20 protein-coding genes and 1 pseudogene are annotated in these 24576 nt (G+C 67.9%); 14 read left to right on the forward strand and 7 right to left on the reverse strand.

All coding sequences use genetic code 11. From position 1 onward, the window contains the following. The first annotated feature begins 2 nt into the window (after positions 1 to 2). Complete coding sequence (locus AACX88_RS12670) at positions 3 to 2165, forward strand: 3-hydroxyacyl-CoA dehydrogenase NAD-binding domain-containing protein (protein WP_339393298.1); 2163 nt, start codon at positions 3 to 5, stop codon at positions 2163 to 2165. Positions 2166 to 2466: 301 nt separating this feature from the next. Beyond that, positions 2467 to 3663: a CBS domain-containing protein gene (locus AACX88_RS12675; RefSeq protein ID WP_339393299.1), complete on the forward strand. Its 1197-nt coding sequence runs from the start codon at positions 2467 to 2469 to the stop codon at positions 3661 to 3663. Between the two features lie 232 nt (positions 3664 to 3895). Here the strand turns inward: AACX88_RS12675 and AACX88_RS12680 are convergent, their stop codons facing one another. After that, entirely contained in the window at positions 3896 to 5041 is a 1146-nt protein-coding gene (locus AACX88_RS12680; RefSeq protein WP_339393300.1) for a putative glycolipid-binding domain-containing protein, read from the reverse strand. 176 nt (positions 5042 to 5217) lie between these two features. Between AACX88_RS12680 and AACX88_RS12685 the strand changes: the two genes are divergently transcribed. Continuing rightward, the gene (locus AACX88_RS12685) at positions 5218 to 6138 is read left to right on the forward strand and encodes an NADP-dependent oxidoreductase (protein ID WP_339393301.1); all 921 of its coding nucleotides are present in this window, start codon (positions 5218 to 5220) and stop codon (positions 6136 to 6138) included. Here the strand turns inward: AACX88_RS12685 and AACX88_RS12690 are convergent. Then, positions 6125 to 6832, reverse strand: coding sequence for a TetR/AcrR family transcriptional regulator (locus tag AACX88_RS12690; protein ID WP_339393302.1), 708 nt, complete (start codon positions 6830 to 6832; stop codon positions 6125 to 6127). The two genes, AACX88_RS12685 and AACX88_RS12690, sit on opposite strands and share 14 nt — an antisense overlap. Positions 6833 to 6956: 124 nt before the next feature. On the opposite strand from AACX88_RS12690, the gene AACX88_RS12695 reads away from it, so the two are divergent. The 4 genes from AACX88_RS12695 (at position 6957) to cls (ending at position 13471) form a co-directional block, all read left to right on the forward strand. Further along, on the forward strand, positions 6957 to 8570 hold the full coding sequence (locus AACX88_RS12695) for a carboxyl transferase domain-containing protein (protein ID WP_339393303.1): 1614 nt from the start codon (positions 6957 to 6959) through the stop codon (positions 8568 to 8570). A gap of 13 nt (positions 8571 to 8583) precedes the next feature. Beyond that, complete coding sequence (locus AACX88_RS12700) at positions 8584 to 10623, forward strand: acetyl-CoA carboxylase biotin carboxylase subunit (protein WP_339393304.1); 2040 nt, start codon at positions 8584 to 8586, stop codon at positions 10621 to 10623. Between the two features lie 29 nt (positions 10624 to 10652). After that, positions 10653 to 11825 carry an acyl-CoA dehydrogenase family protein gene (locus tag AACX88_RS12705; RefSeq protein WP_339393305.1) on the forward strand — a complete coding sequence of 391 codons (1173 nt, stop codon included), beginning with the start codon at positions 10653 to 10655 and terminating at the stop codon, positions 11823 to 11825. Positions 11826 to 11998: 173 nt separating this feature from the next. Next, positions 11999 to 13471: a cardiolipin synthase gene (cls, locus tag AACX88_RS12710; protein ID WP_339393306.1), complete on the forward strand. Its 1473-nt coding sequence runs from the start codon at positions 11999 to 12001 to the stop codon at positions 13469 to 13471. 45 nt (positions 13472 to 13516) lie between these two features. On the opposite strand, the gene AACX88_RS12715 is transcribed toward cls, so the two are convergent. The 5 genes and pseudogenes from AACX88_RS12715 to AACX88_RS12740 form a co-directional block, all read right to left on the reverse strand. Next, positions 13517 to 14881, reverse strand: coding sequence for a DUF2254 family protein (locus AACX88_RS12715; protein WP_339393307.1), 1365 nt, complete (start codon positions 14879 to 14881; stop codon positions 13517 to 13519). A gap of 116 nt (positions 14882 to 14997) precedes the next feature. Next, positions 14998 to 15819 (reverse strand): HAD-IIA family hydrolase, encoded by an 822-nt coding sequence (locus tag AACX88_RS12720; RefSeq protein WP_339393308.1) that lies wholly within the window; start codon positions 15817 to 15819, stop codon positions 14998 to 15000. A 64-nt stretch (positions 15820 to 15883) separates the two neighbouring features. Beyond that, positions 15884 to 17385: pseudogene (locus AACX88_RS12725) on the reverse strand (purine-cytosine permease family protein). Then, the gene (locus tag AACX88_RS12735) at positions 17310 to 17483 is read right to left on the reverse strand and encodes a hypothetical protein (protein WP_339393311.1); all 174 of its coding nucleotides are present in this window, start codon (positions 17481 to 17483) and stop codon (positions 17310 to 17312) included. The pseudogene AACX88_RS12725 and the gene AACX88_RS12735 overlap by 76 nt, the downstream one beginning before the upstream one ends. A 159-nt stretch (positions 17484 to 17642) precedes the next feature. Then, a complete protein-coding gene (locus AACX88_RS12740; RefSeq protein WP_339393312.1) occupies positions 17643 to 18248 on the reverse strand; it encodes a TetR/AcrR family transcriptional regulator in 606 nt (201 codons plus the stop codon). A gap of 179 nt (positions 18249 to 18427) precedes the next feature. On the opposite strand from AACX88_RS12740, the gene AACX88_RS12745 reads away from it, so the two are divergent. The 7 genes from AACX88_RS12745 (at position 18428) to AACX88_RS12775 (ending at position 24543) form a co-directional block, all read left to right on the forward strand. Beyond that, positions 18428 to 19615 carry an MFS transporter gene (locus AACX88_RS12745; protein WP_339393313.1) on the forward strand — a complete coding sequence of 396 codons (1188 nt, stop codon included), beginning with the start codon at positions 18428 to 18430 and terminating at the stop codon, positions 19613 to 19615. 109 nt (positions 19616 to 19724) lie between these two features. Further along, positions 19725 to 20282: a MaoC family dehydratase gene (locus AACX88_RS12750; RefSeq protein ID WP_339393314.1), complete on the forward strand. Its 558-nt coding sequence runs from the start codon at positions 19725 to 19727 to the stop codon at positions 20280 to 20282. A gap of 8 nt (positions 20283 to 20290) precedes the next feature. Beyond that, positions 20291 to 21094 (forward strand): HpcH/HpaI aldolase/citrate lyase family protein, encoded by an 804-nt coding sequence (locus AACX88_RS12755; RefSeq protein ID WP_339393315.1) that lies wholly within the window; start codon positions 20291 to 20293, stop codon positions 21092 to 21094. Between the two features lie 38 nt (positions 21095 to 21132). Then, the gene (locus tag AACX88_RS12760) at positions 21133 to 21798 is read left to right on the forward strand and encodes a peptide deformylase (protein WP_339393316.1); all 666 of its coding nucleotides are present in this window, start codon (positions 21133 to 21135) and stop codon (positions 21796 to 21798) included. A 108-nt stretch (positions 21799 to 21906) separates the two neighbouring features. Further along, positions 21907 to 23088, forward strand: a complete 1182-nt coding sequence (locus AACX88_RS12765; protein ID WP_339393317.1) for a hypothetical protein — start codon at positions 21907 to 21909, stop codon at positions 23086 to 23088. A 42-nt stretch (positions 23089 to 23130) separates the two neighbouring features. Beyond that, positions 23131 to 23661, forward strand: a complete 531-nt coding sequence (gene msrA / locus AACX88_RS12770; protein ID WP_339393318.1) for a peptide-methionine (S)-S-oxide reductase MsrA — start codon at positions 23131 to 23133, stop codon at positions 23659 to 23661. Further along, positions 23662 to 24543 (forward strand): nitroreductase family protein, encoded by an 882-nt coding sequence (locus AACX88_RS12775; protein WP_339393319.1) that lies wholly within the window; start codon positions 23662 to 23664, stop codon positions 24541 to 24543. Positions 24544 to 24576: the final 33 nt, after the last annotated feature.

Here is a 24576-nt window from a genome sequence, read left to right on the forward strand (position 1 = left end):
ACATGACTGACGCGCTCTACTCCCGCACCACCGATGCCGACGGCATCGTCACGATCGTCCTCGACGATCCGGACTCCTCGGTCAACACGATGAACGAGCACTTCGAGGCGGCTCTGACCGAGACCGTCGACTGGCTCGAGGCCAACGTCGACGACATCACCGGCGTGATCATCACCTCGGCGAAGAAGACGTTCTTCGCCGGCGGCGACCTCGACAAGCTGCGGCGGGCGGACCCGAACAACTCCGAGGCCGAGACCGCGCAGGTCGAAGCCGTCAAGGCTCTGCTGCGTCGCTTGGAGAAGCTCGGCAAGCCCGTCGTCGCCGCGATGAACGGTGCGGCCCTCGGCGGCGGCCTCGAGATCGCGCTCGCCACCCACCACCGGATCGCCGCTGACGACGTGAAATCCGCGCGCTTCGGTCTGCCCGAGGTCACCCTCGGCCTGCTGCCCGGCGGCGGCGGAGTCTCCAGGGTCGTGCGGATGATCGGCCTCCAGGCCGCCCTGCAGAAGGTCATCCTCCCGGGCACGAAGTTCACCGCAGCCGACGCCCAGTCCATCGGCCTCATCGATGAGCTCGCCCCCGCCGCCGAACTCGAGGACCGGGCGAAGGCGTGGATCAAGGCCAACCCCGAGGCGGTCCAGCCGTGGGACGTCAAGGGCTTCAAGATCCCCGGCGGAGCCCCGAGCTCACCGAAGATCGCTGCGATGCTGCCCGCTCTGCCGTCCACCCTGCGTCGCCAGACGAAGGGCGCGCCGATGCCGGCACCGCGCGCGGCCATGGCTGCCGCCGTCGAAGGCGCGCTCGTCGACATCGACACCGCCCTGACCGTCGAGACCCGCTACTTCGTCAGCCTCACCCACACGGCGGTGGCGAAGAACATGATCAAGGCGTTCTTCTTCGACCTCGGACACATCAACTCCGGCGGCTCACGGCCCGACGGGTACGCACCGCGGCCGGTGACGAAGCTCGGCGTCCTCGGCGCCGGGATGATGGGGGCCGCGATCGCCTACACGGCGGCCCGAGCCGGCATCGAGGTCGTCCTCAAGGACGTCGAACTCGCCGCCGCGGAGAAGGGCAAGGACTACGCTCGCAAGCGCGAGGAATCCGCCCTGGCCAAGGGTAAGACCACTCAGGAGAAGTCCGAGGCCGTGCTCGCCCGCATCCACCCGAGCGCCTCGGTCGAGGACTTCGCCGGCGTCGACTTCGTCGTCGAAGCCGTCTTCGAGTCCGTGCCCGTAAAGCAGCAGGTCTTCGGCGAGATCCAGGGCGTCGTCGACGCCGATGCGGTGCTCGGCTCGAACACCTCGACCCTGCCGATCACGGAACTGGCCACCGGCGTCGACCGCCAAGCCGACTTCATCGGCGTCCACTTCTTCTCACCCGCGGACAAGATGCCGCTCGTCGAGATCATCCGGGGAGAGAAGACCTCGGACGAGACGCTGGCCCGGACCTTCGACTTCGTCCAGCAGATCAGGAAGACCCCGATCGTCGTCACCGACTCACGCGGATTCTTCACCTCCCGAGTCATCGGGACCTTCATCGCCGAGGCGGTCGCCGCCGTCGGTGAAGGAGTCGAACCCTCCAGCGTCGAGCAGGCGGCCCTCCAGGCCGGGTATCCGACAGGTGCCCTGCAGCTCCTCGACGAACTCACACTGACCCTGTCTCAGAAGATTCGCCAGGAGACGCGGGCGGCCGTAGAGGCCGCCGGCGGCACGTGGGACGAACACCCCTCCGAGGCGGTCATCGACTGGATGGTCGAGCAGGGGCGGACCGGGCGCAAGGACGGTGCCGGCTTCTACGAGTACGACGAGGCGGGAAAGCGCACGCACCTGTGGCCGGGAGTGCGCGAGCACTTCGACTCCGGGTCGACGTCGGAGCCGTTCGCCGACCTCCAGGAGCGGATGCTCTTCGCCGAGGCGATCGAGACGATCAAATGCCTCGACGAGGGGGTACTCACCTCGGTGCCGGACGCCAACATCGGGTCGATCTACGGCATCGGGTTCCCCGCGTGGACCGGTGGCGTCCTCCAGTACGTCAACCAGTACGAGGGCGGCCTGGCCGGGTTCGTCGAGCGCGCGAACGAGCTCGCCGCGACCTACGGGGAGCGCTTCACCCCGCCTGCCTCGCTCGTCGAACGGGCGAAGACCGGCGAGACGTACGAGTGAGCTGACGCTCGCGCTGCTCGAACGGAGGCTCGGACGAAGCGATTCGTCCGGGCCTCCGCCGTGCACTGGCCCGGGGTCAGGCCGGACGGTCGCCCGCCGACCTGCGAGTGCTCAGACGGTTCGACGTCCGGGCCCCTCTGTGGGACTGTGATCCTTGTCCTCACTCGTACCAATTGACGTTCAAAGCGGGGCCGCGTGCCTGACGACCAGTAGCGGCCCATTTGACCCGAGATTTCTATGACTCTTGCTGTTAACATCAAGGCTACAGAAGCTACTCTTCTAGTCGTGAAAAGAGAACAGTATGAGCTCCGACCGTCAGCAAGAGCACGAGCAAGCCGGAACCGGTGGGGACGAAATTCCGGGTGACGAGTATCTGAGTGACGAGCCAGGAGATGAACTGGATGAGTTTCTCGATTCAGACGATAGAAGTCGCAAGTTCTTGACGACCTATGTACTCGAGTGCTTTGGTAGGGAGCGGCGAGGAGCTGCGGTCAATAGGCACATCAACGAGTGGCTGGTCACCCACTCGCTCGAAATGTTTCCTTCAATCGCGGACGCCGATTATTACGGAGAAGTGCTGGTTCGCAAGTTGTCCGACGAGAGCGATGCTGCGGACGAAGGTGATAAGGAGCAGCGAACCCAGCGCGCAGAAGCTTCGCTTCCAGGAGACGACGGATGGGTGCTCTCATCGCTCAAAGACGATGCGGAAGAACTCGATTTCCTGCAGCATGGGGCCACCGTCGAGGATGCTGTCACGTTGATGAAGGAGAAGAATCGGACCAAACTCCCGCTCTTCTTTTCCGAGAACGATAGGTCGACGCTCATAGGGACTGTCACTCTCTCGTCGCTTACCTTCGAGCAAACCGATGCTACTTCGAAACTGGTGGAAAAAGCTACGGTTCGGGTTCCGGTTGTGGGAACAGACGAGAAGCTCTTTGACTGGATCCCGTCCATACTGAGCCATGGATTCATCTATGGGAAGAATCAATCCGGCGAGATCGTGCAGATTTACACCATCTACGACGTTGCAACCCATCTGAATACGATCGCAGCCATGTTCCTCCGCGCAAACGAAATAGAGGAATTGCTTAGACAGATTCTTTCACGGGTTCCAGATCCAGAGTTGAAGCGGGCGCGATCGAATGCAAAAAATTTGAAGTCAATCCCTCTGGATCAGGAAGGGAAGAAGTTTCTTGCTGATAGCGACTTGTCTTCAGGCGGGGAGCCTGACGTCGTTCAGCGTTTAGTGGACTCCATGATGTTTGCTGATTATATGAAGTGCATTGGTGACCGTGAAATTTGGGAGAAATTCTTTACTAGTCCTCAATTGATGGGAGCTTCGAAGGAGTCGTGTATTAGGAGTCTGAACGATGCTCGCCTGGCCAGGAACTCGGTGATGCATTTCAAACGTGAGAATTCAATTGAGAAATTGATTCCCTCGTTCGAGGCCCTTGCGGTGTGGCTGAGGAAGGTCGCAAAACACGCTTCAGCAAGCTGAAGGATTGCATGCAAGTCAAACGCAGTGGACTTTAGCTGAGCTTCCGTCGCGCAAGCCGCAGTCGTCGAGGCACGGCTCTGCAAGCTCCCCAGGAGTCGCTGACCTGGCGCGACGTCGGGGGCGACGTGCGGGTGAGCTGACGTCAGCGATTCGGTTAGCTTTAGACAGCGCCCATAGACCGGATGCCCGGACGACGCGAATCTTTCGGGCCTCCGGCATGCTCGATCCAGGGTCAGACCGGCCGGTCGACCGCAGTGCGTTCGGCCAGTTGCGGGTAGTCGATGACGAGGCCGTCCTCGTCGACGGTGAGCTCGGCGGTGAAGTCCCTGGTCCCGCTTGTGTACCGGACGTAGTCGGCGTCGATGCCCGTATAGATCTGCGGGCCGGCGATGACCTCGAGCGAGGGCATGTCGATCCACGCCATGGTCAGCGAGTGCTCGGCGGCAGTGTCCGTCTGCACGCCGAGGCGCCTGATCGGCATCGTGTTCGTCAGCGGACACATCCCGAGATCGCAGTCGAGTGCCTCGTCGAGAGCGTCGGCGTCAACGATTCCGGGTCGGGGCAACGAGGTCGGCGGCGCTCCGCGCTCGTGCGTCGCACTGGTCCACCGACCGGTGTCGGAGTCGCGGTTGAGGATGAGCGTGCGCGCCCAGCCGCGGCCCTGGACGGCGACCGCGACCGTCCTCGTGATCCACCCGTCGCGCGCATCGACCGTCCACGCCGCCGCATAGTCGTCGGTGACCTGACGACCGAATGCGCGCAGTCCGTCGTCGAGCAGCACATCTGCCGAGTCACGCCGGACCGGGTCGTCGACACCCACCCAGGACACCTGGCGTGAACGGGCACCAGCGGCACCCGCCTCGAACGCGAGCAGGGGCTGGTCGTAGTACTTCGTCGTCCCCCCGAGCGCGGTCATGCCGATGCGTCGGCACACCGCCTGCGAGGCGACGTTCTCCGCGTCGACGACGGCGATGACCCGGTCGAGGCCGCTCGCCAGACAGGCGGCGAGGATGAGTTCCCCTGCCTCGGTGGCATAGCCGCGACCGCCGAAGTCGAGATGGAAGCGCCAGCCGATCTCGACCTCCTCGCCCGACTCGCCGGCGCTGTAGGGAATCGGTTTGGCGATGACCGCACCGATGGGTGTGCCGTCGTGGAGGGTCACGCACCACCGTCCACGAGCGTGGCCGCTCATCTTCTGCGCCGCGGCGATCCAGACCTGGGCATCCTCGGTTCCCGACATCACGGCTGAGGGAATGAAGCGGGCGATGCCGGGATGCGCGTGGAGTCCGAGGACGAACTCGACATCATCGTCGTCGAAGCGACGGAGGATGAGGCGGTCGCTGACGTACTCGGGCGGGGGAGCGACGTGGGAGGCCATGGCACGAGGCTACGCCAGGTCACTGACACGACCTCGGTGTGAAGGAGCCGATCGGTGATCTCAATCGCGGGCCGCGCGATCGGAATAGCGGGTGGGCCGGGGACGTTGTGCGTCGCGTGGACGCACAACACGGTGCGGCCCGACATCTCACTCCACACCCTGCCTGAGGAGACACCATGCGCGCAGCCGTCTACGATCGGTTCACGAACGACTTCGACGACATCACGGTCCGCGAGATCGAGGACCCGAAGGTGCCCCCGGCGTCCGTCCTCATCGAGGTCAAGGCCGCCGGCGTCAATCCCGTCGACTGGAAGCTCGTCGGCGGCGGGCTCGATAAGTTCCTGCCCACCCAGTTCCCCGTCATCCCGGGCTGGGACGTCGCCGGCACCGTCATCGGCCTCGGCTTCGACACCCCTGAATTCGCGATCGGCGACGAGGTCGTCGCCTACGCCCGCAAGGACGTGCTCGGCGGCGGCACCTTCGCCGAGAAGGTCGCCGTCCCCGTCCACGCCGTGACGAAGAAGCCCGCGGGACTGACCTGGGAGCAGGCCGGCGGTCTGCCCTTGGCCGGCAATACCGCTCTGCGCACCCTCGACGCCCTCGGCGACCTCGACGGGAAGACCCTGCTCATCCACGGCGCCGCCGGCGGGGTCGGCAGCATGGCCGTGCAGATCGCCAAGGCCGCCGGTGCGCGCGTCATCGGCACCGCCTCCGAACGCAACCATCACTACCTGCGCGGCCTCGGCGCCGAACCGATCACGTACGGCGACGGCCTGGTCGAGCGCGTCCGCGAACTCGCCGGCGGTCCCGTCGACGCCGTCGCCGACTTCGTCGGGGGCCAGCTCGAAACTACGCTCGCCGTCCTCGCCGAGACCGGCCCCCACGCCTCGATCGCCGACCCCACCGTGACCGAGCACGGCGGCCGCTACATCTGGGTCCGCCCCGATGGGGCGACGACGGCGCGGCTGACCGAGCTCGTCGACGCGGGTAAGCTCACCGTCGACGTCGACCAGATCTTCCCCCTCGCCGAGGTGGCCGACGCCTTCCGCTCGAGCGCTGAGGGTCACACCCGGGGCAAGCTCGTCATCGTCCCCTGAGGTCGTCGACCTCCGCCGGGAGCCCCAGCGCCGCCGCGGCGGCGGCCCGCAGCTCCCGGCGGACCACCTCGGCGGCGGATCCCCTCGCCTGATACGGCGTCGAATTCATCATCCCGAACGCCGCATGCACCCGCACCGTCGCGGCCTCGAGACTCCACTGCGGGTGCACGAGCACGGCGACCTGCGCCCACCGGCTGACGTACGCCCGCTGCAGTCTGCGCACAGCCCGCCGCGAGGCCTCAGGCAGGGCCGCGAAGTCACGGTCCTGAATGCGGATGAGGTCGGGCTCGGCCATCGCGAACGCGATGTGGAAGTCGATGAGCGCGCTCAGCGTTGAGTCCGCGTCGGCGGGAGACAGGTGGGTCGGGCTCACCTCGGCGGGGGAGTCGTTCGACTGCGTCACGGACGCGCCTCCGCCGACCTCCGCGTCGCCGCCGACCTCCGCGTCGCCGACGATCTCCGCGCCCCCTGACTGCAGGTACTCCGAGATCCCGACGAGCAGCTCCTCGAGCACCGCCTCCTTCGAGGAGAAATGCCGGTAGACCGCAGGCGCGGAGATGCCTGCCCCCTTCGCAAGGTCGTCGAGTCGGACACCGTGGAAGCCGTGCCGAGCGAAGAGCGTCTTCGCGACCTCGAGCAGCTGCTCGCGCCGGGCGGCCTTCGCCTCGGCGCGCGTCGACGTCGTCACTGCCATCCTCGCTCCTCCCTGCCGTCTGCCTCGGTGCAGTCTGCGTGGGCGTTGTCACATCCGCCCTGTGGGCAGTATCATAGCAGTCAGTTAACGACGATTAACTGAATCTGCAGCAAGGGGACATGGAATGAGAGCAGTGGGAACTGCGGTCGATCCGGCGAAGGGCCAGGCCAACGCCGAGGCGCACGCCGCACTCATCGCCGAACTCCGGGAGCGCATCGGCGCCACCGCCCAGGGCGGTTCGGAGAAGGCCAGGCAGAAGCACCTCGACCGCGGCAAGCTGCTGCCCCGCGACCGCGTCGAAGCCCTCCTCGACCCGGGCTCCCCGTTCATCGAACTCTCCCCGCTGGCCGCGAACGGCATGTACGGCGACGCCAGCCCGGGCGCCGGGATCATCACCGGCATCGGCCGGGTCTCCGGCCGCGAATGCGTCATCGTCGCCAACGACGCGACCGTCAAGGGCGGCACCTACTATCCGATGACGGTGAAGAAGCACCTGCGGGCGCAGGAGATCGCGAAGGACAACCGACTCCCGTGCATCTACCTCGTCGACTCGGGCGGGGCGAACCTGCCCAACCAGGACGAGGTCTTCCCCGACCGCGAGCACTTCGGGCGGATCTTCTACAACCAGGCCACCCTGTCTGCCGCAGGCATCCCGCAGCTCGCCGCCGTCCTCGGCTCCTCGACCGCCGGCGGCGCCTACGTGCCGGCGATGGCCGATGAGACGATCATCGTCTCCGAACAGGGCACGATCTTCCTCGGCGGCCCACCCCTGGTCAAGGCCGCGACCGGTGAGGTCGTCAGCGCCGAGGACCTCGGCGGCGGTGCCCTGCACTCCCGCACCTCGGGCGTCACCGACCACCTCGCCGCCAACGACTCCCACGCGCTGGAGATCATGCGCGACATCGTCACCACCCTCGGCCCGCAGCCGGCCCCTAACTGGGACGTCATCGAGTCGGAGGAGCCGCTGCACTCCCCGGACGAGCTCACCGCGGTCGTGCCCGTCGACTCGAAGGTCCCCTACGACGTCCACGAGGTCATCGCCCGCCTCGTCGACGGATCGAAGTTCCACGAATTCAAGGCCGAATACGGCACGAGCCTCGTCACCGGGTTCGCGCACATCGACGGCCATCCGGTCGGAATCATCGCGAACAACGGCATCCTCTTCGGCGAATCTGCGCAGAAGGGTGCACACTTCATCGAACTCTGCGACCAGCGCACGATCCCGCTCGTCTTCCTCCAGAACATCTCCGGCTTCATGGTCGGCCGCGACTACGAAGCCGGCGGCATCGCCAAGCACGGGGCGAAGATGGTCAACGCCGTGGCCACCGCGCGCGTGCCGAAGTTCACCGTCGTCATCGGCGGGTCCTTCGGCGCCGGCAACTACTCGATGTGCGGCCGCGCGTACTCACCGCGCTTCCTGTGGATGTGGCCCAACGCCCGCATCTCCGTCATGGGCGGCGAACAGGCCGCGAGCGTGCTCTCGACCGTCAAACGCGACCAGCTCGAAGCCCACGGCGAGACGTGGTCGGCCGAGGCCGAGGACGAGTTCAAGCAGCCCATCCGCGACCAGTACGAAGCCCAGGGCAACCCGTACTACTCGACCGCCCGGCTCTGGGACGACGGGATCATCGAACCCGCCGACACCCGAGAGATCCTCGCCCTCGCCCTTGACCTCGCCCGCTTCTCGCCCCTGGCCCGGCCGCTCAATGCCGACGGCTACGGCGTCTTCCGAATGTGAGCCGGAGACCACTATGACAGCACTGTTCGACACCATCCTCATCGCCAACCGCGGCGAGATCGCCCTGCGCGTCATCCGCACCGCGAAGCGCCTGGGCATCCGCACCGTCGCCGTCTACTCCGACGCCGACGCCCACGCAGCGCACGTGAAAGCCGCCGACACGGCCGTGCGCCTCGGCCCAGCCCAGGCGAGCGAGTCCTACCTCGACATCGACAAGGTCATCGCCGCCGCGAAGGCGACCGGCGCGCAGGCCATCCACCCCGGCTACGGGTTCCTCTCCGAGAACGCCGACTTCTCCGCCGCGTGCGAAGCCGCCGGCATCGTCTTCCTCGGCCCCCGCCCCGAGGCGATCCGGACGATGGGCGACAAGATCACCGCGAAGCAGGCCGTCTCCGCCCGCGGAGTCCCGCTCGTGCCCGGCACGAAGGACGCCGCGATGAGCGATGCGGACCTCATCGCCGCCGCCGAGGACATCGGCTACCCCGTCCTCATCAAACCCTCGGCAGGCGGCGGCGGCAAAGGCATGCACGCCGTGTTCGAGCCCGCCGACCTCCCGGCAGCGCTCACAACCGCCCGCCGCGAGGCCGCGAACTCCTTCGGCGACGACACGCTCTTCCTCGAACGCCTCGTCGCCACCCCGCGCCACATCGAAGTCCAGGTCATGGCCGATGAGCACGGCAACGTCATCCACTTAGGCGAACGCGAGTGCTCCCTCCAGCGCCGCCACCAGAAGGTCATCGAGGAAGCCCCCTCGGCCCTCCTCGACGAGGCGAACCGGGAACGGATCGGGCAGGCGGCGATCGAGACCGCGCGCTCGGTGGGCTACCGGGGCGCCGGCACCGTCGAATTCATCGTCGGCGCCGACCGCCCCGACGAGTTCTTCTTCATGGAGATGAACACCCGCCTCCAGGTCGAACACCCCGTCACCGAGGAGGTCACCGGGGTCGACCTCGTCGAACTCCAGCTGCGCGTCGGCGCCGGCGAAGAGCTGCCGCTGAGCCAGGACGACATCACCCTGAGCGGCCACTCGATCGAGGCCCGCATCTACGCCGAGGATCCCGCCCGCGGGTTCCTGCCCACCGGTGGTCGCGCGATCGACGTCGTCTTCCCGACCGGGGAGGGCATCCGCGTCGACGCCGGCCTCGAGGCCGGACAGCAGGTCGCCTCCGACTACGACCCGATGATCGCCAAGCTCATCGCCACGGGCCCCGACCGGGCCACCGCCCTCGACCGGCTCGAGGCCGCACTCGCCGCCTCCGCGGTGCCGGGGATCGTGACGAACATCGACTTCCTCCGCACCCTCATCACCCTGCCCGAGGTGGCCGCCGGTGACCTCGACACCTCGCTCATCGACCGCCTCGGCGAGGATGAGCTCGCGCACACGGCAACCGAGGTCGACCGGCAGTTCGCTGCCGCCGCGGTCCTCTGCACCCAGGGCAGGGCGGGCACCGAGACGACGGGGGCGCTGACCGCGGAGGCGCTCGCCGGCTCCGGCACCGCCTCGGCATGGGCAAAACCCCGCGCCTTCCGCACCTCCCGTCCCGACTTCCGGCCCACGGTCTCCCTCACCGTCGACGGGGAGACGGTGGAGGTGACCGGCACGGTCGACGACGTCGACATCGACGACCACGGGATCTGGCACGTCACCACCGACGGCACCCAGCACACCGGCCGGATCTTCTCCGACGCCCGGGACCGGACGATCTGGGTGACCGGGGAGCGCGGCATCCACGTCTTCACCCGACCCCAGGCCGACACCTCGCTCACCCCGGGAGACGGCGGCGCCGAGGTGCTCGCCCCCATGCCCGGATCCGTCGTCGAGATCCGCGTCGAGACCGGCGACCACGTCGAGGCCGGTGACCCCATCGTCGTCGTCGAGGCGATGAAGATGGAGCACGTGCTCACCGCACCGGCCGCCGGCACAGTCACGATCAGCGCCGTCCCCGGAGCCCAGGTGGCGCTCGACGAGGTGCTCGCCACCGTCGTCGACGACACCACCGCCGACGGTGCTGTCGACGACACCGAGGCCGCCCCCGAGAACACCGACCGATGACCCCCGCATCAGAGACCAAGGAGACGACCATGAGCACTTTCGTTCCGGGCATGCTGCCCGAAGAGTACGAGGACCTGCGCGCCGGAGTCGCGAAGTTCGCCGACGAAGAGGTCGCGCCCGTCAGCGCCGAACTCGACGCGAAGCACGAATTCCCCTACGACCTCGTGGCCAAGATGGGCCAGATGGGCCTCTTCGGGCTGCCCTTCGACGAGGAGTACGGCGGCATGGGCGGAGACTACTTCGCCCTGTGCCTGGCCATCGAGGAGATCGCCCGGGTCAACCAGTCCCTGGCCATCACGCTCGAAGCCGGCGTCTCCCTCGGCGCGATGCCGATCTACCGGTTCGGCACCGAAGAGCAGAAGCGCCAGTGGCTGCCGAAGCTCACCGACGCCTCCGGGCTCGCCGCCTTCGGACTCACCGAACCCGAAGCCGGCTCCGACGCCGGCGGCACCCGGACGAAGGCGACGCTGTCCGACGGCACATGGACGATCAACGGCTCGAAGTCGTTCATCACGAACTCCGGCACCGACATCACCCGCCTCGTCACCGCCACCGCCGTGACCGGGACGAAGACCTCGAAGTCCGGCCGTGAGGTGCCGGAGATCTCGACGATCATCATCCCCGCCGGCACCCCCGGCTTCTCCGCCGAACCGGCGTATGACAAGGTCGGCTGGAACTCCTCGGACACCCACCCGCTCACCTTCGACAACGTGCAGGTTCCCGAGGAGAACCTGCTCGGCGAGCGCGGCCGCGGGTACGCGAACTTCCTGCGCATCCTCGACGAAGGACGCATCGCGGTGGCCGCACTGTCTGTCGGCGCCGCCCAGGGCTGCGTCGACGAATCGGTCAAGTACGCCAAGGACCGGAAGGCGTTCGGCCACCCGATCGCCGACTTCCAGGGCATCGCGTTCAAGATCGCCCGCATGGAGGCCCGCGTCGTCGCCGCCCGCTCCGCGTACTACCTCGCCGCCTCCCGCATGCTCGCGGGCCTGCCGTTCAAGAAGGAAGCGGCGATCGCGAAGATGGTCGCCGGCGATGCCGCGATGGACAACGCCCGCGACGCCACACAGATCCACGGCGGCTACGGCTTCATGAACGAATACCTCGTCGCCCGCCACTACCGCGACTCGAAGATCCTCGAGATCGGCGAAGGCACCACCGAGGTCCAGCTCATGCTCATCGCCCGCGAACTCGGGCTCTGAGGTCCGTGAGCGAATCAGTGACCCAGAGGTGACGTGAGCGTCTGACGAAGCCGTCCGTCCCACCCCATCCGCCCGCCGAGGCGGTCCCGACCCTCCGTACGAGAGGTCGGGACCGCCTCGGCGGGCGTTTCTGCGGTTAATGTTGACCTCAACCTAGGGAGCGGAGGCCGTGGATGGACCCCATCAACTGGACGACGGTGCTGTCGGTGACCTGGATCGTCATCGAATACATCGTCAAGATCATCGCGATCGGCGTGGTGCCGGAGAACCGGCGCCCATCGTCGTCATCGGCATGGCTGCTGCTCATCCTCTTCCTGCCCATCGTCGGCATCCCGCTCTTCCTCCTCATCGGCTCCCCGTACATCAACCGTCGGCGGGCCCGGATCCAGGCGATGGCGAACGAGCTCATGCACAAGGGCGCCGACGACCTGCCTGATGTCCCGCCCACGCTCGAGGCTCCGCACGACTTCGATCTCATCGCCGAACTCGGGCGCAACCTCACCGCCCTGCCCATGGTCACCGGCACCAACCACGGCATCACGATGGACTACGACAGGACGATCGAGCGGATGGCCGAACTCGTCGACGGGGCGCAGAAGTACGTCCACGTGCAGATCTACATCATGGCCTGGGACGACACGACCGATGTGTTCTTCGAAGCGCTCAAGCGGGCGGCCGCCCGTGGGGTGACGGTGAGGGTCCTCTACGACCACATCGGGTCCAGGAAGTACCCGGGATTCCACACGCTGGGCAAGCGGCTGACGGCCGCGGGAATCCAATGGCACCTCATGCTCCCGTTCATCCCCTGGCAGGGCAAGGCCCGCCGAATCGATCTGCGCAACCACCGCAAACTCCTCGTCGTCGACGGCAACCGGGCGATGATGGGGTCGCAGAACATGATCGACTCGACGTACGACATGAAGGAGAACATCAAGGTCGGGCGGCACTGGCACGACATCATGGTCGAGGTCAGCGGGGAGATCGTCGCCTCGATCGAAGCGGTCTTCGCCACCGACTGGTACTCCGAATGCGGGGAGGAGCTGGGCATCCGCGACTACGTGTGGGAGAAGACGATCCCCGAGATCAGGGGAGACGTGTGCGGGATGCAGCTCGTGCCCTCGGGCCCCGGGTTCACCACCGAACCGAACCTCAAGGTCTTCAACTCCCTGTTCTACCTCGCGCAGAAGAAGCTCTCGATCGTCAGCCCCTACTTCATCCCCGACGAATCGCTGCTCTCCGCCATCAACACCGCCTCCTACCGGGGCGTCGACGTCGAACTCTTCGTCAGCGAAGAGGCTGACCAGTACGTCGTCGGCCGCGCTCAGGCCTCGTACTATCAGGCGCTGCTCGAAGCGGGGGTGCGCATCTACCTCTATCCGAAGCCCGCGGTGCTCCACACGAAGTGCTTCGTCGTCGACGGCGAGTACGGGGTCATGGGCTCGTCGAACATGGACATGCGCTCGTTCGGACTCAACTACGAGATCAGCCTGCTCACCACCGGCGGGGACCTCGTCGACGACATCTCGGCCGTCATCGACGACTACCGGGAGAAGAGCCACGAACTCACCATCGAGGAATGGGAGAAGCGGCCGTGGACGCGCAAGTACATGGAGTCGGCGATGCGTCTGATGTCGGCGCTCGCGTAGAGGCCGCTGCCGCCCGGGAGCGGCGCAGGCTGGAGGCCGGTCCTCTCAGTTGAGTTCGGCGCCGCCGATGCCCTCGGGGTCGGCGACGACGGCGAGGCGCCGGTCGAACGGGTCGGTCCACCAGCGGTCGGTGCCGCGGTCGAGGACGGCCATGCGCTCGCTCAGCGCCGTCTGCTGGGAGGGCGGGCAGACCTCGGAGAGAGCGGTGAGGAACGCTCGCAGCCGCCGTTGGATCTGCACCGAGGTGGTCCCGAACTGTCGGATCTCGTCGACGGCCGCGGCCACGTATTCCTCCCAGCTGCGCGTCCAATCGCGGAGCACGGAGTCCTCGGGGTGACCGGCGAGCTCACGCTCCTGCTCGGCGACGAGCGGGGAGAGGCGGATGAGGATGACCTCGAGCTGGTCGAGGGCCTGCACGGCGCGACTGGGGTCGTTGACGGCGGGGGAGAGCGCCTTGAGGGCGATGTCGGAGATCGTGCGGATCGCCCCGAAGGGCCCGGTCGCCGCCGACTGCATGTCCCCGAAGGCCACCGCCTTCTCCAGCTTCTCCACCTGCTTGGGGTCCAGGGCGATGCTCGTCCGGAACAGCAGAGTGCCCACGGGCACGGGGTCGCCGACCTTCGGGACGAGTTCGATCGTCACGCCCCATGCGTCCTCGAAGTCGAGCAGGCGGGCCGTGTTGACCGCGAGGAGGGCGTCCCCGCTGGCATCGGGGCGCTGCCTGCGGACCCGGTGGCCGTCGGGCACCGAACGCTGGGAGACGGCGACGGCATCGGTGTGGAACCGCCTCGGCGAGTAGCGGGTGGCCCTCCACCCGTCACGGGTGAGCTGCCGCAGCAGGACTCCGGAGTTGAGGAGCTGGCAGACCCGGACGACGAAGGCGAAGAACATCACCGCGCACGCCAGGGTGACGGCCACGGCTGCCAGGGTGCCCGTCCACGGTTTGTAACTGTCCTCGCCGAGGGCGATGCTCAACGCGATGAGCAGCGAGTACGCGAAGGTCGCGACGAACGATCCGAGCGCCCATTGGACGACGCGGTCGCTCTGCAGCAGGGGTGCCAGGCGCACCGACATCGACGTGATGCCCAGGCTCATCGCCGTGGTCAGTGCGGTGAAGGCCAGACCGGCGAGGGTGACCATGGCCCCGGAGATGATCCCGAGGAGGGAGGCGACGCTGCCGGAGTCGAGATCCGGGTACGGGGCGAAGACGTTCGCCAGGCCGCGGTCGACGAACGGTGTGAGCAGGCCGACGACGACGGCGATGATGAGGAGCCGGAACGGCAGACCCCACATCGTCGTCGGTCGGATGTGGCGGAGCATTCGCCGCCATTCCCGGCGGACCGTGACGCTCTCCCTCTTCGACGGGTGCGCGCCGGTCGATCCGTCCGGGTTCGTCCGGGCCTGCGGCATCGGAGGCCTCCTTCGTTCGTCACCACGCGAGCCTGAAGTGGTGCGAGTCTATCGCTGCTTCGGGGCGGTCGAGGGCCGGCGTGGCGGGTGCCGGCTCAGTCCTCCCGCTCAGCGGCTCACGCGGAGCCGGTGACGTCGGCGCCGAGGCTGTTCTGCGTCTCGAGCGGGACATCGAGGAGTTCGTAGACCCCGTCGAGGATCTCGTCGGGACGGAACGGGTAGCGGCGGACATCCTCGGCGGTGGAGATCCCCGAGAGGACGAGCACGGTGTGCATACCCGCCTCCATGCCTGCGATGATGTCGGTGTCCATGCGGTCGCCGATCATCGCGGTGCTGATCGAATGCGCACCGATCTTGTTCAGCGCCGACCGGAACATCATCGGATTGGGTTTGCCGACGACGTAGGGTTCGCGGTTCGTCGCCTTCGTGATCAGTGCCGCGATCGCGCCGGTGGCCGGCAGCACCCCTTCGGGACTCGGGCCGGTGGCGTCGGGGTTGGTGACGATGAAGCGGGAGCCCGCGTCGATGAGGCGGATCGCCTTCGTGATCGCCTCGAACGAGTAGTTGTGGGTCTCGCCGACGACGACGAAGTCGGGGTCGCGTTCGGTCATGATGAACCCGGCCTCGTGGATGGCCGTCGTCAGTCCCGCCTCGCCGACGACGTAGGCCGTGCCGTGTTCGACCTGGTGGGAGAGGAAGTCCGCGGTGGCCATCGCCGAGGTCCAGATGTTCGCCTCGGGCACGTCGAGGCCGTTCGAACGCAGCCGCGCGGAGAGGTCGCGGGCGGTGTAGATCGAATTGTTCGTGAGCACGAGGAACGGGATGCCGTCCCGCCGCCACTGGGCCAGCAGTTCCGCTGCACCCGGCAGGGCGTTGTTCTCCCTGACCAGGACGCCGTCCATGTCGGTCAGCCAGCAGTCGATCGATTCGCGATCCATGTCTCTCCTCGAGCTCGTCCGGGGCGGTAGCGCCTGCCTCCCAGCCTAGTCGGGAATGGCCCCATCAGTCGCGCACCGAGGTGAATCCTCCCTGACCACGGGGAATCGTCACCGCTTTCGTCAGCACGAAGTAGAGGAGACCGGCCACGGCCATCGACGGCAGGGACGCGGTGAGCCAGCGGAACGCCTCGGCGGGGACATAGTCGACAGGGTTGAGCAGGAGGGCGTAGACGAGGGCCCCGGCGGCCATCGAGACGAAGGCGACGAGGTTGAACCCGCCGGTGAAGTGGTACGGGGAACCGGGTCGGTTGTCGTACATCGCGCGGACGTCGAAGCGCTGGCGTCGGAGGACGAAGAAGTCGACGAGCTGGATCGCGCACAGCGGGCCGAGGACGATCGCACCCCAGGAGACGAATCGGCCGTAGTTGTTGTACGTGACGTCGGGGAAGAAGACGAGGACGACGGAGGGGATGAGGATCAGCGCACCGAGGACCGGCCACGGCAGTCGGCGTCCGAGGTTGCCGGTGCCGCCGCGCACGGCGACGAGGGCCGCATAGCCCTGCGCGACGATCGAGGTGATGTTGGCGAAGCCGACGAAGACCAGGGCGAGGCCGCCGAGGACGAAGCCGCCGAGGGGGATCATCCACTGCGTCGGATCGTCGGAGCCGAGTGCGAGGGCGGAGAACGCTCCGACGACCGCGGCGATGACGGAGGCGAGGAAGAGGCCGATCATGTTCGGCCAGTAGGCGGCACGGGAGCTCCTCGTCAGTCGGGCGAGGTTGCCGACATTGGGCCACCAGGCGAGGCCGCCGGCGATGTTGAGCTCGATCGCGAGCATGAACGCCATCTGCTTGTCGACGTCCGCGGCCAGGGGCGGCAGGGTCAGCAGTTCGGTCCAGCCGACCTGGGTGAAGATGAGCACGAGCATGACGAGGGTGACGACGACGAGGCCGGGGGCGACGATCTTGTTGACCGTCTCGATCGATGTCGGGCCGCGCATGAGGATGATCCACGAGACGACGACGGCGGTGAGCCCCATGAGCTTGACGGTGAGGCTGTCGGTGGCGAAATTCGTGCCGAAGAGCGCATTCCACACATTGGCGAAGGCGTGCCCGCACATGATCGCGAGCACAGCCGCCCAGGCCGCGGCGAGCAGAGCTGAGAGGACGAGCATGATCACCCGCCCGCGGTGCCGAACGCGGCGCGGAGGGAGACGAACTGTTCGATGCCGTAGCGGACGGCGGGAATGCACGGGGCCAGGGCGACGAGGACGATCGAGATCCCGTATCCGATGACGATGCTCGCCACGGCCTCCTTCGCCCCGACGTAGTAGGCGACGGCGCCGCCCTGGAGGAACGCCCACGTCGCGATCGCGAGGCCGATGTTCGCGGCCGAGAAGTCCCAGAAGCTCCAGATCCGATCCTTCTTCAGCAGCGGCAGGTCGCTCGTCGAACCGGCATCGGTCAGGGCGGTGCGCTGGAAGCGGCGGCTCACAGGAAGCACCAGGCCAGGAGGGCGAGCGAGAGGACGGCGAGCACGGCGAGGGTGATGCCGAGGTCGCGCCACGGCAGCGGGTCGAGCACCCCCTCCTCGCTGGCGGGATCCTCGTAGAGGTCGAGGCGGCGGTCGAGTTCGGAGCGGAAGTCGCTGTCCATCATCGGCATGGTCTCCTTTGACCGGGTTCGGTGGCCGCGCTGTCGGTCCGGCGACCGCGAGGGTCGGGGAACGAGGCGCTGGCGCGACTCTATACCGTCTGGACGGTTACGGGGAAGGGGGTGTCACGGGATGACACACGAGGGGACACACGAGAGACGGTGCCGGACTCAGTCGGACGCCCGGTCCTCGCCGAGGAGGTCCTCGACCATGGCGCGGGCTGCGACCAGGCGGTGATCGTCGTCGTCGATGCCACGGTGGACGACGGCGCCCTCGAGGAGGAGGAAGACGTGCTCGGCCAGGGCCGCATGGTCGGTGGTGGGTGCAGCGTCCTCGGACAGGAGCTCGCCGAGGAGGTCGACGACGGCCTGCTTGTGAGCGCGGACGACGGCGCGTCCCGGATGCTCGGCCGGAAGTTCCGCGGCGGCGTTGACGAAGGCGCAGCCGCGCTCGGTCGACGCGGAGTCGAGAGTGTAGGAGTCGAAGACCGCAAGCACCCTCTCCTGAGCGCTCGCACCGGTGGGAAGGTCGGCCAGCCTCGCCTCGAGGCGCTCCCACCATTCGCCGTGCCTGACCTGGAGGTAGGCCGCGGCCAGGGCATCCTTCGACCCGAAGCGGTCGTAGAGGGTCCGCTTCGTCAGACCCGACTCCTCGGCGATCGTGTCGACGCCGACGGCATGGATGCCGTGGGAGTAGAAGAGTCGGGCCGCCGTGTCGAGGATGCGCCTGGCGCCGTCCGTGAGCGGCGGGGGAGTGAGAAGACTCGCTGTCGTCATCGCCCGCTCCTCTCGCTCTATGCCGATGGCCGTCCTGTGGCCTCGGCAACACACTTTACAGATCAGTGTACCTCGTTGCACACTGATTCACAGATCTGTGAAGTTGAGTGACGGCCCGTCCGAGGCCGGGCGGGCGGGGCAGTCCGCCACCGGCTGTGCCGTCAGGGAGGGGATGAGCGATGACCGCGAACAGCACGACATTCCTCAGCCGCCGACGCACCCTGTCGCTGACCGCGGCGGGCCTCAGCCTCATCGCCGTCTGCTACGGACTGGCCCGATTCGCGTACGGCATGTTCCTGCCCTCCTTCCGCGCCGAGTTCGGTCTCGATGCCCAGCTCGCCGGAGCCATCGCCTCCGGCTCGTACGTCGCCTACTGTGCGGCGATCGTCGTCTCCACGATCCTCACGCCCCGCCTCGGCGCTCGCCGCGTCGCCGCCAGTGCCGGTGTCATCGCCACGCTCGGCATTGTGATCGTCGCCCTGGCGCCGAATGCGATCGTCCTCGCGGCAGGTGTCCTCATCGCCGGCTCGAGCACCGGGGTCGCCTCCCCGCCGCTCGCCCATGCTGTCGCCCGTGCCGTGAGAGCCCCCGTTCGCGGCCGCACGCAGACGATCATCAACGCAGGCACCGGCGCCGGCGTCGCCCTTGCCGGACCGGTTGCGCTGCTCACCGTCGATCAATGGCGACTGGCCTGGCTCGCGTTCGCGATCATCGCTTCGGCAGTCACTGTCTGGGCCTCGCGTGCGGTGCCGCGCGAAGGATCAGGAGAGCCGTCCGCTGACCATGAGCCGACCCGGCAGCGGACCGTCCTCCCACAGCCGGTGCTGCGACCTGGCAGTGCCCGACTCATCGCGGCCGCCACACTCATGGGGCTCGGCAGCTCAGCGGTGTGGACGTTCGGTCGCGACCTCCTCGGCGGGACGGGCGGAATCGGTCCGACCGCCTCGGCGATCGCCTGGATCCTCCTGGGAGCCTGCGGCCTCCTCGGCGCGGTCACCGGAGACGCTGTGAGCCGGGCGGGGCTGGCTCGGGCATGGGCCGTGTCCATGATCGGCCTCGCGGCCGCCACCCTCGTCCTCGCTCTCATGCCCGGCAGCGTCGTCGTGGCATGGACGGCGGCCGCCGTCTTCGGCGCCGTCTACATCGTGCTCACCGGCCTCCTGCTCCTCTGGGGCGCACAGATCTGGGCCGACGCACCCGCCGCCGGGGTCGGACTCGGATTCCTCGTCCTCGCTCTCGGTCAGGCTCTCGGTGCCCCGCTCGTCGGTGCCCTCATCACGCAGGCCGGACCGGTCCCGGCGTTCTCCGTCGCCGCCGGCTGCGCCGTTCTCGGCGCGTTCGTCCTCCCGCGGCGGTCCCGAGCCTGACTATGCCGAGCCTGACGACTCTGAGTCGTCGGCCCGGATCTCCCACCGGGCGTCGGCCGTGTCATGGGCGAACGGTAAGGTGAACACCATCACAGCGAAGGAGCGAGGAATGGCAGAGAGCAAGGTCGTCGAGCAGCGCGGACTGTGGCTCGATGAGATGGAAGTCGGCACCGTGTACAAGCATGCGCCGGGCCGGACCATCACCGAGGCGGACAACACGTGGTTCACGGCGGTGACGATGAACACCCAGGCCCTCCACCTCGACGCCGCCTTCGCCGAGACCGAGCCCTTCGGCCAGCGCCTCGTCAACTCGATGTTCACCCTCGCCACCCTCATCGGCCTCTCCGTCTCCCAGCTCACGCAGGGCACGATCGTCGGCAACCTCGGCTTCTCCGAGGTCAGCTTCCCGGCCCCGCTCTTCCACGGCGACACCCTCTACGCGGAGACGACGATCCTCGACAAGCGCGCCTCGAAGTCGCGTCCCGGGCAGGGCATCGTCACCCTCGAGCACCGCGGATACAACCAGAACGGTCAGCTCGTGGCCAAGGCCGTGCGGCAGACGATGATGTTCGACTCCAGCCATGCGAAGCCGACCCCCGCCGAGGCGACCCCCGAAACCGCCCCGACCGTGCCGTCCGAGACCGCGCCGTCCGAGACGGGAGAGTGAGGCGACCCATGGCCCTCGACTTCGCCCCCGCGTGGCTCTTCGTCCCCGGTGACCGTCCCGATCGGTTCCAGAAGGCAGCCGAACGCTCCGACATCGTCATCCTCGACCTCGAGGACGCCGTCAACGACGCCGACAAAGCCGATGCCCGCGAAGCGATCATCGACTACCCGCTCGACCCCACCCGCACCGTCGTCCGGGTCAACGCCCGCGACTCCGACCACCTCGGCGAGGATCTGCGGATGCTCGCGCGGACCGACTACACGACGGTCATGCTGTCGAAGTCCGAATCCGCCTCCGACCTCACGATCCTCTCCGGCTTCGACGTCATCGCGCTCATCGAGACCGCGCGGGGGGCGCTCGGCGCCGCCGAGATCGCCGCAGCGACCAACGTGTACGGGCTCATGTGGGGATCGGAGGATCTCATCGCCGACCTCGGCGGGGGTTCCTCCCGCCGCGCCGACGGGTCGTGGAGGGATGTCGTCTCCCACGTCCGCAGCTCGACGCTGCTCGCCGCCCGCGCCCACGGCAAGCATGCCCTCGACTCGATCTGGGCCGACATCCCCGACCTCGACGGCCTGCGCGAGGAAGCCGAGGACGCCGTCGAATCCGGGTTCAGCGGCAAGGTCTCCATCCACCCCAACCACGTGCCCGTCGTCCGCGAGGCCTTCCGCCCCAGCGACGACCAGCTGGCGTGGGCGCGCGCCGTCCTCGACCTCGCCGCCACCGAGAAGGGCGCGTTCGCCTTTGAGGGGAAGATGATCGACGCACCGCTGCTCAAGCACGCCGAACTCATCGTCGCCCGCGCCCGCTGACCGACCCCACCAGGAGACCCCACCACGAGGAGTTCGACGTGCACCTCACCGACGCAGTCGTCGCCGCCCAGATCGACGACGTCCTCACCAGGGCCGATGCCCATGACGGCGTCGCCCCGATCGTCTCGGCCGGAGATCCGATCCTCCGCACCCCGGTGCTGCCATTCTCCGGTCAGGTCGACGACGCAACCCTGACCCGCCTCGCCGAGGTGATGGCCCGGACGATGCGCGCAGCACCCGGAGTGGGTCTCGCCGGCCCCCAGGTGGGTGTCGGTCTCTCGATCTTCGTCGCCGAGGACCCCGCGGCCGTGAGATCCGAGATCGCGACCGTCCGCGAACGTGAGCCCCTGCCGCTGCGCACCGTGCTCAATGCCGAGTACACCCCGGCGACCGGCGAGCACGTCGCCTTCTTCGAAGGGTGCCTGTCGATCCCCGGCTACCAGGCCGTCGTCGCCCGCCCCCGGACGATCGAACTGCGCGGGGCCGCCCTCGACGGCACGCCCATCGCCGAGGAGGTCACCGGCTGGTCGGCGCGCATCGTCGCCCACGAGACCGACCACCTCGGCGGCATCCTCTTCCTCGACAAGGCGGAGATGCGCTCACTGTCGACGCATGCCTCCGTCGCGAGACTGTGGAACGAGCCTTCGACCCAGCGGGCGGCGGCCGAACTCGGGTTCACCCTGCCCAGCGGGCCGCTGCTCTGACCGCGGCGGGCACGCCTGCCCGGTTCGGGCCGGCCGGAGCGGTTCGGGCACGCAAGAGCGGCGGGCGACTCACACGCGCGCTTCAGGTGCGCATGATTCGATGAGGGCATGCGCCTTCCCGACATTCCCCGACGTCACCGTCTCCTCGTCCGCACCGTCTCGACCATCGGTTCCGGTGCCCTGAGCATCGTCCGCCGCCGCGACTTCGCACCCGAACACCGGACCGCGGCCCGCGCCGCCTACGCCGTGGCCACCGCGGCTCTGACCTGGCTGGGCGGGACGAAGGCGTTCGCGAATACCGACACGGACCTCTTCGACTTCGGCGGCGGCGAGGCCGGAGAACCCGCACGTTATGCCGAGGATGAGGCGTTCGCCTTCGTCGGCGAGGATCCCGACGCGTGGTGGGTCGAGGATGCGACCTGGAAGTCGCAGGCCTTCCTCAACCTCGTCGCCTCCCTCGGGGCCGGAGCCGCCGGCTGGTTCCTCTGGACCCCGATCCAGAACCTCAAGGACACCGTCGATGCGCGGCTACCCGACGGTGTCGGGCGCGGCCTCAACGCCGCGCTCAACTCCTCGGTCATGGCCGGCACCGCGTTCGCCCTCGACAAAGCCGAGGAGTTCATCGCCGGCGAGGCGATCGACGGCCACATCGACTTCGGCGACGTCGAGATCGACCTGCCCGCCCGCATCCGCGCCTCCCTCGATGCGCTCCTCGACCAGCCGCACCCGCAGTCGCAGGACGTCGCCGAGGTGGTCCGCGCCCAACTCGATCACGCGCGCTTCTTCGTCAGCGTGACCTACTCCCGCAAGCAGTTCCCCGGCAGCGAGCCGATCGAGCTCTCCGACGCCGACCTCGCGACCATGCTGGCCGAGGAGGAGGTGTCGACGATCGACGTCCATCTCGACTCCGAGGCACCGCGGACGATCCCGGCGAACCAGACGTACCCGGTGAGCGGACTCTTCGCACCGAGCACCGATGACGATGCTGAGCGTTCGGGTGAGCCTGGAGTGTACGAACTCAGTCTCGACATCCGCGACGGACTGCTGGGCAGCATCAACCTCTACAGCGTCGATGCCGACCTCGACGCTGAGGTCGCCGCGATGACGGCCGACCACCTCGGCGCCTCCGCACCGGGCACCTTCCACCCCGAAGGCGTCGCAGGCTGGCTCGAGACCGAGCACATCGACGAGGACGAGGTCGATCTCGCTGAGGAGCCCGCCGATCCGCCGCTCACCCTCGCCGACTGGCCGGCGCCTGCCGACCTCACCTTCCGCACCGACGGTGCGTGAGGAGAGCGGGAATAAGGACGGACGCACGCCGTTGTACTTGTCATGAGCGATCTCCGCACTCTCACCCTCGGCGCCGGCTGCTTCTGGTGCCTCGACGCCGTCTACCAGCGCACCACGGGCGTGACCTCGGTGATCTCCGGCTACACCGGCGGTCACACCACGGACCCGCACTACCGTGAGGTGTGCTCGGGCACGACCGGTCACGCCGAAGCCCTCCAGGTCACCTTCGACGCCGACATCGTCCCCGAGAGCATCATCCTCGGCCTCTTCTTCACCGGGCACGACCCGACGAGCCTCAACCGGCAGGGCTACGACGTCGGCACCCAGTACCGCTCGGCGATGTTCTACCGCGACGAGGAGGAGAAGGCCCGGTTCGCCGAGGCGATCGAGCAGGCTCAGGAGTACTTCGACAAGCCGATCGTCACGACCCTCGAACCGCTCGGGATCTTCTACCCCGCCGAGACCGTCCACCAGGACTTCTACTCGAACAACCCCGACAACGGCTACTGCCGCGTCATCATCGACCCCAAGCTCTCGCAGGCACGGAAGGCCTATGCGAACTGGGTGAGCTGAATGGGGAAGAAGAAGTCCGGATGTGAGAAGGACAAGCACCGGAAGAAGCGACGCAGGCCCGACCACGAACGGGAGCTCACGCGCGCGTACTTCCTCGACGGTGAGACCGGTCCGTGGGCGATGAAGCTCGCGGCCAAGGAATCTCTCGCCCGCCTCGGCGCCGATTCCGTCGATGTCCTCGAAGCCGGCGCTGAAGGAGTGCGGACAGGCACCGGCACCGAGGCGGTTGCGGCGGGCCCTGAGACGGTCGCGACCAGCACCGGTGCCGGCGACCGGCAGCACCGGGGCCCCGACTATTCGCAGCCGAGCTCGATCGACCCGCTCACCGACCCCGTCCTCCATGCCCTGGCCACCCGGCGCTCGATCTCGAAGGTCGGCCCGGAGACACCGAGCGACGCCGATCTGCGCGAACTCATCCGCGTCGTCTCCTCCGTCGCCGACCACAAAGCGCTGCGGCCCTGGCGCTTCCTCATCATCCGCGGAGACGACCGGCTCCGCCTCGGCGCAGCCCTCGACGAAGCGGCAGGGGAGACCCGTCGGCCCGGGGAGGTCAACACGAAGCCGTTGCGGGCCGAGCTCCTCCTCGCCCTCGTCGCCTCCCCGACGCCGCATCCGAAGGTCCCCGACTGGGAGCAGCATGCCACCGCCGCCGGGGCCGGGCACCTCCTCGAACTGGCCCTCTGGCAGGCCGGGTGGGGCGTCATGTGGCGCACGGGCACCCTGACGAACGCGCCCGCCGTGCGTCGTCTCCACGGCCTGGACGACACCGAACTCCTCATGGGCTGGCTCTACATCGGCTCGGTCCCCGAGCGCTACCGCAGCCGTCTGGCCACCGGCACTCGTCCGCTGCCGAACCCCGACCAGTTCCTCGACACCCTGTGAAGGGCGAGGGCCCGGCGCAGGGCGAGGAGACGG

The sequence above is a fragment of the Brevibacterium metallidurans genome (genome assembly GCF_037101285.1).
In the GTDB taxonomy this organism is placed as follows: domain Bacteria; phylum Actinomycetota; class Actinomycetes; order Actinomycetales; family Brevibacteriaceae; genus Brevibacterium; species Brevibacterium metallidurans.

Coding starts and splice junctions, on each gene's coding strand:
- AACX88_RS12670 (WP_339393298.1), top strand. CDS start 3: ATGACTGACGCGCTCTACTCCCGCACCACCGATGCCGACGGCATCGTC.
- AACX88_RS12675 (WP_339393299.1), top strand. CDS start 2,467: ATGAGCTCCGACCGTCAGCAAGAGCACGAGCAAGCCGGAACCGGTGGG.
- AACX88_RS12680 (WP_339393300.1), bottom strand. CDS start 5,041: ATGGCCTCCCACGTCGCTCCCCCGCCCGAGTACGTCAGCGACCGCCTC.
- AACX88_RS12685 (WP_339393301.1), top strand. CDS start 5,218: ATGCGCGCAGCCGTCTACGATCGGTTCACGAACGACTTCGACGACATC.
- AACX88_RS12690 (WP_339393302.1), bottom strand. CDS start 6,832: ATGGCAGTGACGACGTCGACGCGCGCCGAGGCGAAGGCCGCCCGGCGC.
- AACX88_RS12695 (WP_339393303.1), top strand. CDS start 6,957: ATGAGAGCAGTGGGAACTGCGGTCGATCCGGCGAAGGGCCAGGCCAAC.
- AACX88_RS12700 (WP_339393304.1), top strand. CDS start 8,584: ATGACAGCACTGTTCGACACCATCCTCATCGCCAACCGCGGCGAGATC.
- AACX88_RS12705 (WP_339393305.1), top strand. CDS start 10,653: ATGAGCACTTTCGTTCCGGGCATGCTGCCCGAAGAGTACGAGGACCTG.
- cls (WP_339393306.1), top strand. CDS start 11,999: ATGGACCCCATCAACTGGACGACGGTGCTGTCGGTGACCTGGATCGTC.
- AACX88_RS12715 (WP_339393307.1), bottom strand. CDS start 14,881: ATGCCGCAGGCCCGGACGAACCCGGACGGATCGACCGGCGCGCACCCG.
- AACX88_RS12720 (WP_339393308.1), bottom strand. CDS start 15,819: ATGGATCGCGAATCGATCGACTGCTGGCTGACCGACATGGACGGCGTC.
- AACX88_RS12735 (WP_339393311.1), bottom strand. CDS start 17,483: ATGCCGATGATGGACAGCGACTTCCGCTCCGAACTCGACCGCCGCCTC.
- AACX88_RS12740 (WP_339393312.1), bottom strand. CDS start 18,248: ATGACGACAGCGAGTCTTCTCACTCCCCCGCCGCTCACGGACGGCGCC.
- AACX88_RS12745 (WP_339393313.1), top strand. CDS start 18,428: ATGACCGCGAACAGCACGACATTCCTCAGCCGCCGACGCACCCTGTCG.
- AACX88_RS12750 (WP_339393314.1), top strand. CDS start 19,725: ATGGCAGAGAGCAAGGTCGTCGAGCAGCGCGGACTGTGGCTCGATGAG.
- AACX88_RS12755 (WP_339393315.1), top strand. CDS start 20,291: ATGGCCCTCGACTTCGCCCCCGCGTGGCTCTTCGTCCCCGGTGACCGT.
- AACX88_RS12765 (WP_339393317.1), top strand. CDS start 21,907: ATGCGCCTTCCCGACATTCCCCGACGTCACCGTCTCCTCGTCCGCACC.
- msrA (WP_339393318.1), top strand. CDS start 23,131: ATGAGCGATCTCCGCACTCTCACCCTCGGCGCCGGCTGCTTCTGGTGC.
- AACX88_RS12775 (WP_339393319.1), top strand. CDS start 23,662: ATGGGGAAGAAGAAGTCCGGATGTGAGAAGGACAAGCACCGGAAGAAG.